Source organism: Mammaliicoccus sp. I-M35 (assembly GCF_022386455.1).
Taxonomy (GTDB): domain Bacteria; phylum Bacillota; class Bacilli; order Staphylococcales; family Staphylococcaceae; genus Mammaliicoccus; species Mammaliicoccus sciuri_A.
This window is the reverse complement of the sequence record NZ_JAJNIL010000013.1, coordinates 71,455-79,516: the sequence shown is the minus strand read 5'-3', so window position 1 is coordinate 79,516 and position 8,062 is coordinate 71,455. Positions and strand designations below refer to the sequence as shown.

At 34.3% G+C, this 8,062-nt stretch carries 8 protein-coding genes; all 8 read left to right on the top strand.

The genetic code is table 11. The features are described from left to right. The coding region (locus LQ679_RS13225) for an LPXTG cell wall anchor domain-containing protein (RefSeq protein ID WP_239763281.1) at nucleotides 1–463 on the top strand (463 nt) is incomplete at its 5' end. Between the two features lie 509 nt (nucleotides 464–972). Beyond that, complete coding sequence (locus LQ679_RS13220) at nucleotides 973–2,916, top strand: BglG family transcription antiterminator (RefSeq protein WP_239763278.1); 1,944 nt, start codon at nucleotides 973–975, stop codon at nucleotides 2,914–2,916. A gap of 2 nt (nucleotides 2,917–2,918) precedes the next feature. Next, nucleotides 2,919–3,359: a PTS sugar transporter subunit IIA gene (locus LQ679_RS13215; RefSeq protein ID WP_048541650.1), complete on the top strand. Its 441-nt coding sequence runs from the start codon at nucleotides 2,919–2,921 to the stop codon at nucleotides 3,357–3,359. A 1-nt stretch (nucleotide 3,360) separates the two neighbouring features. Beyond that, nucleotides 3,361–3,645, top strand: coding sequence for a PTS sugar transporter subunit IIB (locus LQ679_RS13210; RefSeq protein ID WP_025906341.1), 285 nt, complete (start codon nucleotides 3,361–3,363; stop codon nucleotides 3,643–3,645). Nucleotides 3,646–3,664: 19 nt separating this feature from the next. Next, entirely contained in the window at nucleotides 3,665–5,023 is a 1,359-nt protein-coding gene (locus LQ679_RS13205) for a PTS ascorbate transporter subunit IIC (protein ID WP_065380902.1), read from the top strand. A 476-nt stretch (nucleotides 5,024–5,499) separates the two neighbouring features. Further along, complete coding sequence (locus tag LQ679_RS13200) at nucleotides 5,500–6,642, top strand: NADH-dependent flavin oxidoreductase (RefSeq protein ID WP_126476524.1); 1,143 nt, start codon at nucleotides 5,500–5,502, stop codon at nucleotides 6,640–6,642. 132 nt (nucleotides 6,643–6,774) lie between these two features. Continuing rightward, complete coding sequence (gene rpiA / locus LQ679_RS13195) at nucleotides 6,775–7,455, top strand: ribose-5-phosphate isomerase RpiA (RefSeq protein WP_345772997.1); 681 nt, start codon at nucleotides 6,775–6,777, stop codon at nucleotides 7,453–7,455. A gap of 92 nt (nucleotides 7,456–7,547) precedes the next feature. After that, nucleotides 7,548–8,009 (top strand): DM13 domain-containing protein, encoded by a 462-nt coding sequence (locus LQ679_RS13190; protein ID WP_037590116.1) that lies wholly within the window; start codon nucleotides 7,548–7,550, stop codon nucleotides 8,007–8,009. Nucleotides 8,010–8,062 lie beyond the last annotated feature (53 nt).

Below are 8,062 nucleotides of genomic sequence, written 5' to 3'. Positions count from 1 at the left end.
GCCAATGCCAGAACCAAGTCCAGAGCCAAGTCCAGAGCCGACTCCGGAACCAAGTCCAGAACCGACACCAGAGCCAACACCAGAGCCGACACCAGAGCCAAGTCCAGAACCAAGTCCGGAGCCAAGTCCAACAATGGATCACAAATCAGAACCAGCTGCTAATAATAGTATGCAACCAACAACTATGTCTACAGAAGATCAAGTCATGACAAATAAAGATCAACAGAATTCAGTTATGACAGTAGCAAACAAAGATAAAGTTGAATCAACAAAACAAGAAAAAAATAAAGAAAAAATGGCTACTGAACAATCAAAAGAACAAAGTAAAAAGCAAGAAAATAAAAATGAATTACCAAATACAGGTGAATTAGATAATACACAATATGCATTATTTGGATCACTTATAGCAGGATTAGGTTCATTATTATTATTTGGTAGAAGAAAAACTAAAAATAGTAAATAAAGAAATTTTAAAAGAGATATAAATAATAGTCTCGTACATGCCAACAAAGTCATAGTTGTGATTTTGTTGGCATTTTTTATGAAGGAATTCCTTTTAAATAAGATTTATAAGCAAGTTTGGTGAGAAGTGCAAATACTGGTGTTGTTATTAGCAGTTTTGGTGAGAAGTGCAAATAAGGAGACCAGTAATTACAATTCTCAGTAGTTTTGTAACTAAGGCCGTCCATAGTAACACTTCGGCAGACTTTTGTAATTAAGGAGGTCCATAGTAACATTTCAGCTGAGTTTTGTAACTAACGCCCCCGTTATGAACAAGTTTGGACGAAAGTAAAAATATAGCTGAATTAATGAATATCCGCATAATCTGACCACAATCAGATTATGCGTTTTTTTTATGCAATAATGTAATCAGTTGCATTGATGTGAAATGTTTCGGATTATATAACGAAGTAGATTACACATCTATAACAATCAGTAAACGCTTACAATAAATACAGGGAGGTTATTTGATTGCTGAGTAAACGACAGAGAAATATATTGTCTTATTTATCATCTGAGAACAACTTCGTCACGATTTCTGAATTAGCATCTTTATTTCAAGTAAGTGAACGTACGATTCAATATGATTTAGAGTATATCGAATCGTTTAAAGAGAAATTGAATATGGATGTTGAAAGAAATAAAAGTTTAGGCGTCAAATTATCACATAAAGAAAGCTACATGGCATCAACCGATGTTGAGTTAGATATTCATTATTCCAAGAATGAAAGAAAAGAACAGATTATTCTAAGATTATTTGAATCTACACATCCAATCAGTTCTCAAAGTTTAGCAGATTTGTTAAATGTATCACGACGAACGGTTGTAGATGATTTGAAAAGTGTTCAAGCTTGGTTAGAAACATATGGGCTTATGCTGGAATATAAAAAGAATAAAGGTTTTGTAATTGAAGGTAATGAAAAGCAACTCAGAGAAGCGTATGCGCATGTGGTGAATGAATACTTTAAGAAATCTACTGCACAAATTGGTATTGAAGTATTCTCGAAAGAAGAACTTGAAAAAATACGACGAGCTGTGATTACGACCATTAATAATCAAGACTTTCAATTAGTTCAAGTTGGTATTGATGGTTTAATATATCACATTATTATTGCAATTCATCGTGCCAAAGCAGAATTTGTATTTGAAATCCCTGATGAAGAGTATGAACGGCTGCGTAAGACAGAAGCATTTCAAATTGCCATTCAAATAACTGCCGAGTTAGAAAAGTTATTTGATATCGTATTTCCTAAAAGTGAAGCGGCATTTATAACTTTGCATTTATTAGGTGCACGTGTAAACAAGTATCATCAAGAACAATCACAACAGAATATAACGGAACTATCGAAATTATTTATTCAAAAAATCAGTGCTCAAATAGGTGTTCCGCTTATGCATGATCATAAATTAATCACTGGCCTTGTCACACATTTACAACCGGCAATTCATCGCATGTCATTTAATATGCAACATGAGAATCCTCTAAAGCAAGAGATATTAAGAGAGTATTATGAAGTTGTGTTAGCGATTAAACAACAAGTTTGGATATTTGAAGAAGCCTATCACGTTAAATTTAACGAAGATGAAATTGCATATTTAGCACTCCATATTGCTTCTTCAATAGAACGCATGTCTAACGAGGAAACGACACATATTAAAGTCATCTTATTATGTGGTTCTGGCGTTGGAACATCACAATTGTTAAAAAGCCGAATAAAAAATATTTACCCAGAGTTAGAAATATTAGATGCCTTTTCAATATATGACATTTCAGAAAGCTTTCTTAAATCTCACGGTGTAGATTATATACTTTCGACCGTTCCAGTAGAAGGTTTTTCAGTACCAACGATAGAAGTGTCACCATTCTTGAATAAAGATGATAGAAACAAGATCAATGAAATGATTAATGATTATAGAGAACGATATATATCCAGTTTCAAAACGGTCGGTCCGAGTTTAGAAGATGTCATTCCGGAAGAACATATCGAAACACATGTGAAAGCTGGTAGTAGAAATGAAGCCATCCAAAAGAGTGTTGCAATGTTGGTGAATTCAAAGCATGTAAATCCTCAATATAGTACCGATATTATGAAGCATTTAGATAAATTTGGACCGTATATGGTCATTGGTCCGAATATTGCTTTACTTCATTCGAATTTTGAAAATGTAAATGTACCGGTTAGCATGTCTATTACACATTTCGAAGATGGCATAGACTTCGGTCATGATCGATTTGATCCTGTAAAAGTTGTGATTACACTTGCGACGAGCCAACCACAAATACATTTGAATGCACTTGGTCAGTTGAGTCAAATCATTATGGATGAAGACGCAAGGGCAGAATTAATGAAAGGCGACAAAGCAGTAATACGACAACTCATAAAAAAAGCAAGCCAAAGTGAGGAGAGTGTCTAAATTTGACCTTGATTATAAAAGAAGAACACATTCAAATTAAAGAAAAAGTATCCAATTGGGAAGAGAGTATTCAAATTGCAGCTCAGCCGTTATTGGAAGTGGGTTATTTTAATCAAGCTTATATCAATTCAATGATTCAAAGTGTGCATGATATGGGACCATACATTGTTATTGCGCCAGAGATTGCGATTGCACATGCAAGACCGAATGATGATGTTCATAAAGTAGGGTTAAGCTTACTTAAATTAAATGAACATATTAATTTCTCGGATAATAGCCATTATGCATCGTTAATATTTGTTTTAAGTGCAATTGATAATGAAGCACATCTTGAAATTTTAAGGAAATTAGCAACTATTTTAAGCGACAAAGAAACAGTTCAATCACTGATTGATGCGAACAGTAAATCAGAAATTATCAATATATTTAAGGAGAATGATTAATATGAAAATTTTAGTAGTTTGCGGACATGGTTTAGGGAGTAGTTTCATGGTAGAAATGAATGCTCAAGAAGCTTTGAAGAATTTACAAGCACCATCTGATATTGAAGTAGAACACAGTGATATTATGACAGCTAGTCCAGATATGGCAGATATATTTATTTGTGGAAGAGACTTAGAAGAGAATGCGCAACGTTTAGGTGAAGTAGTTGTGTTAGATAACATTTTAGACAAAGAAGAATTACAAAACAAACTAGAAGAAAAATTAAAAGGATTGAACATATTATAAGCAAAGGGGAGACACCAACATGAATTCAATTTTAGGATTTTTTGTAGATGTATTTAGTCAACCAGCTATACTCGTTGCGCTTATCGCGTTGATTGGTTTAATTGTACAGAAGAAATCAGCAGCAGACATTACGTCAGGCACAATTAAAACGATACTCGGTTTCCTAGTCTTAAGTGCTGGGGCAGGCGTTGTAACAAATTCACTAGAACCTTTTGGGAAAATGTTTCAAGAAGCATTTGGTGTTCAAGGCGTCGTGCCGAATAACGAAGCCATTATATCAATTGCGCTGAAAGATTATGGTACAACAGCAGCATTAATTATGATGTTCGGTATGCTTGTGAACATATTTATAGCAAGATTTACGAACTTGAAATACATTTTCTTAACAGGGCATCATACATTTTACATGGCAGCGTTTCTAGCGATTCTTCTAACTGTTGGTAACATTACAGGTACGATGACAGTTGTTATGGGATCTATTATTTTAGGATTGATTATGGCTGTATTACCTGCACTTGGTCAGTCTACAATGAAGAAAATTACGGGGTCTGATCAAGTGGCAATTGGTCACTTTGGAACAGTTAGTTATTGGGCAGCAGGAGAAGTCGGTAAATTATTTTCTGGGAAATCAAAATCAACAGAAGATATTAACTTCCCTAAAGGATTGAGTTTCCTAAGAGAAAGTACAATCAGTATCTCACTAACAATGATCGTTCTATATATTATAGCAGCTTTATTTGCAGGTCCAAGTTTCGTTCATTCTGAATTAAGTGATGGCACTAACTTTATTGTCTTCTCTGTTATTCAAGGTGTGACATTTGCTGCAGGTGTGTTTATCATTTTAACAGGTGTTAGACTGATCTTAGCTGAAATTGTTCCAGCGTTTAAAGGTATTTCTGAAAAGCTTGTACCAAATACGAAACCAGCATTAGACTGTCCTATCGTATTTCCTTATGCACAAAATGCAGTGTTAATTGGATTCTTTGTAAGTTTTATTACAGGTGTCATCGGTATGTTTATTATGTTCTTAATTGGTGGTGTCGTTATATTACCAGGCGTTGTCCCACACTTCTTCTTAGGCGCAACAGCAGGTGTGTTCGGTAATGCAAGAGGTGGTATTAAAGGTGCAATCGCAGGTTCAGCATTAAATGGTATCTTAGTAACATTCTTACCATTATTACTACTACCATTCATGGGTGATTTAGGCGCAGCATCAACAACATTCTCAGACACAGACTTCTTAGCAGTCGGAATTGTTGTCGGTTATATCGCGAAATTCTTAGGAATCGCAGGCGTTATTGCAATCATAGTTATTATTGGAGCAGTAGCCGTATTATTACAACAACGTACAAATAAAAAACTATCCGAAGAAAAGTAGAAAAAGGCTTAGGATATAATAGGAAAAACTGAACTTATAAATTTAAGTTCAGTTTTTTCGTGTGCTGGGAGGTAATAGGTATATGAGATTGCCGAAGATGTGAGTTAAAGAGGCAGTAAACTCACGAGATTGCTGAAGATGTGAGTTAATGTTGGAATAAACTCACAAGATTGCTGAAGATGTGAGTTAAAGTTGGAATAAACTCACAAGATTGCTGAAGATGTGAGTTAAAGTTGGAATAAACTCACGAGATCGCTGAAGATGTGAGTTAAAGAGGTAGTAAACTCACGAGTTCATGAAACATGTGAGTTAAATATGAAGTAAACACACGAGAATGCCGAACATGTGAGTTAAAGTCGAACTAAACTCACGAGATAACCAAAAAATCTATTTCATACCATTTCTATAAGCATTAAATTGGCATGTTATTTTCTGATGGTGGTATAGTGTTATTTCATAAGGAGGAGTTATTGAAAATGAACAAAAAATATGAACCTTTATTTAAATCTTTAAGATTACCGAATGGTGTGGAAGTTAAGAATAGATTTGTACTTGCGCCATTAACACATATTTCATCAAATGAAGATGGTACGATTTCTGATATTGAAATTCCATATATAGAAAAACGTTCTCAAGATGTAGGTATTTCTATTACTGCTGCGAGTTATGTTGAACCGCTTGGCCAAGCTTTTCCTGGACAACCATCTGTATCTAAAGAAGCGGATCTTGCTGGTCTTAAGAAACAAGCTGAAGTAATGAAGAAAAATGGTGCGAAAGCTTTAATTCAAATCCATCATGGTGGTGCGATGTCTTTACCTGGATTAACGCCAACTGGTGAAGCGGCTGCTCCTAGTGAAGTTGAAGTGAAAGGCTTCGGACAACAAGAAACACATGTTGCGAGAGCATTAACTGTAGAAGAAATTGAACATACTATTGAATCTTTCGCTAATGCTACTAAAATAGCAATCGATGCTGGCTTTGATGGTGTTGAAATTCATGGTGCAAACCATTATTTAATTCATCAATTCTTCTCACCTTATTACAACAGAAGAGATGATGAGTGGGGCGAACATATTAAATATCCTTTAGCAGTTGTTGATGCTGTACTTAAAGTTGTACGTGAACATGCAACACCTGACTTTATTGTAGGTTATCGATTCTCTCCTGAAGAAGTAGAATCTCCAGGTATTTCTATGGAATTAACAGAACAACTTGTTAAGACTTTATCTGAAAAACCACTTGATTACTTACATGTATCATTAATGGATATTCATTCAACAACAAGAGAAGGTCAATATAAAGGTGAAGAACGTATTAAATTATTATTAGAATGGATAAATGGTCGTGTGCCATTAATAGGAATTGGTTCAATCTTTACTGCTGACGATGCATTATCAGCAATTGAAACAGGTGCACCACTTATTGCACTTGGTAGAGAATTGTTACTTGATTACCAATTCGTATCAAAAATCGAACAAGGAAAAGAAGACGAAATCGTTTCTGTATTCGATCCTGAAAGAGCAGATAAACATGATTTACCAGACCCATTATGGAAACAGTTTGTAGCAGGTTTCTACCCATTACCAAGAACTGATCAAGAAACTTCTCAAACTAAATAATCCATAATTTTATATATATAGTTTTGATTAGCTGAGGCATGAAGTTGCCTCAGCTTTTTTGTACTCTGAACATATATTTTAGGTGTGTTAAACTTGAAACAATAATTGAAAAAATCGAATGAGGTGTACAACGTGAATCAAGATGAGCTAAAGAGAGAAGTTGCTTATGAAGCGGTTAATGATATACAAGATGGTATGACGATAGGAATTGGTACAGGTTCAACTATGCGTTATGCAATTGAGAAGTTAGGTGAACGTGTTAAAGATGGCCTTCAAATTAAAGGTGTACCAACATCTGAAGATACTGCTGAATTAGCGCGTATTCATCAAATTCCGCTTACTGATTTTTCAGAAGTGACCCACTTAGATTTAGTTATTGATGGTGCTGATGAAGTGGACGAAAATCTTCAATTGATTAAAGGTGGCGGTGGTGCGTTACTACGTGAAAAAATTGTTGCGAATGCCACGGATAATTTTATTGTGATTATAGATGAAACGAAATACGTTAAGACGTTAGGTAAGTTTAAGCTACCAGTAGAAGTTGTGCCTTTTGGATGGGAAATCACAGCACATGCAATAGAAAGTTTAGGTTGCCAAGCGACATTACGAATGAAAGATTCAAATGTATATGTGACAGACAATGATCATTACATATTAGATTGTGAGTTTGGAGAGATTCATCATCCAGAACAATTAAATCAAGATTTAATATCTATCATAGGCGTTGTAGAGACTGGATTATTTATCAATATGACGAAAAAAGTATTCATGAGTCGTTCTGAAACACAAAGCGTCATTAAAATCGAGAATTAATAATGAGTTCATAGTAGTTAATAAACAGTTAATGGTTTATTGATGTCATAGGGCATAAACTTAACATATCAACTAAAGAGGAGATGTGTTAAATGAACTTAACTAAAACAACATTTGGAGCATTTGCATTAACAACAACTATATTATTAGGTGCATGTGGTAATAATGATATGCAAAAAGACGATAAGATGGATACGAAAACTGAAATGAAAGATAAAGACATGAGTAAAGAAAACATGAAAGACAGTGACATGAAAGACATGATGATGTCTGGAATGTTTGAATCTATGAATGGTGAAAAAGTAGAAGGTAAGGCAACGATTAAAGATAATAAATTAATGTTAACTGATTTCAAATCATCAAAAGGACCTGACTTACATGTTTACTTAACTAAAGATGGCGATATTAAAAAAGGTATGAAAATTGATAAAGTAGATTACGATAAGATGGAACAAACATTTGATCTAAAAGACATGGACACATCTAAATATAATGAAGTGACAATTTATTGTGATAAAGCACATGTTGTATTCGGTAGTGCTAAATTAAAATAAATACGTTTCACTAAGGGGGAATTCAGTAATTCTGAGTTTCCCTTAAACTTTAT